The following is a 1,017-nucleotide window of genomic DNA, read 5'->3' as shown; positions in this document are numbered from 1 at the left end:
CCCGGGAGCGTTGGCGGCCAGGACGCGCTCGACGAACGCGCTGTACTCCTCCATGTAGTGGCGCAGGATGGATGCCGTGCCTTCGTCCCTGACCGATCCGTCCTCGTTGTAGGCCGCCGGATTGAACTTGATGTAGGCCTCGGGAGCATTCAGCTGAGGTGCGTCGAGGAAGCTCAGGACGCTACGCATGGATGCCTGCATCACGGCCGTCCCGATGCTTCCGGGTGATGTGCCGATGATTCCTGTTGGCTTGCGCGCGAAGGAGTTGGTTCCCCACGGCCGCGATCCCCAGTCGATGGCGTTCTTCAAGGCGCCGGGGACGGAGCGGTTGTACTCGGGGGAAACGAACAGGATGCCGTCCGACGCCGCGATCGCGTCCTTGAGGGCCCGGCCGGCAGGCGGGTAGTCGGCGTCGTAGTCCGGGCTGTACAAGGGCAGGTCCTTGATGGGAATCTCGGTGAATTCGAGCTCTTCCGGCGCTACGCTGATGAGCGCCTTGGACAGGACCCGGTTGATGGAGCGGCTTGAAAGGCTGCCGACGAAGTATCCGATCTTGTACGTTGCCATGACTGTGTTCCTTCCCGACGGCGCGGCCGGAACCGGCTCATCGACGGTGCGGTAACTGGAGTCTCCCAGCCCACAGCGAGCTTATTAGAGCAGCCCGAAGATGGGAATGGCCGGACGCCGCCGCCACACCTACTCCCGCCCGGGCCTTCCGCGTCCTAGACTCAAGCCAACAACGGCGCGGGACAATGCTGTTCAGAAGGACGTTGGGGTTTCGGAAAGGGAGCGCGGGTGAAACTTGGCATAGCGCGGGAACGGCTCGATGGTGAACGTCGTGTGGCTGCGACGCCGGAGACGGTCACGCAGTTGGCCGGACTGGGACTGGACGTCGTCGTCGAAAGCGGAGCCGGAGGCGCTGCGGGCCACAGCGACGAGGACTACCGCCAAGCAGGCGCGCTCATCGTCCCCGACTTGGACCTGGCCCGACTGGACGTCTACGCTCACGTCCGCCCA

At 64.7% G+C, this 1,017-nt stretch carries 1 protein-coding gene and 1 pseudogene; one reads left to right on the top strand and one right to left on the bottom strand.

The genetic code is table 11. The features are described 5' to 3' along the window. The coding region (locus AHiyo1_RS12610) for an NADPH-dependent FMN reductase (RefSeq protein ID WP_059388798.1) at positions 1 to 567 on the bottom strand (567 nt) is incomplete at its 3' end. A 228-nt stretch (positions 568 to 795) separates the two neighbouring features. Between AHiyo1_RS12610 and AHiyo1_RS12605 the strand changes: the two are divergent. Next, a pseudogene (locus AHiyo1_RS12605) lies at positions 796 to 1,017 on the top strand (NAD(P)(+) transhydrogenase (Re/Si-specific) subunit alpha); the annotation flags it as partial.

It is taken from the genome of Arthrobacter sp. Hiyo1, from assembly GCF_001263615.2.
Lineage (GTDB): Bacteria > Actinomycetota > Actinomycetes > Actinomycetales > Micrococcaceae > Arthrobacter.
This window is presented reverse-complemented; position numbering and strand designations above follow the sequence as displayed.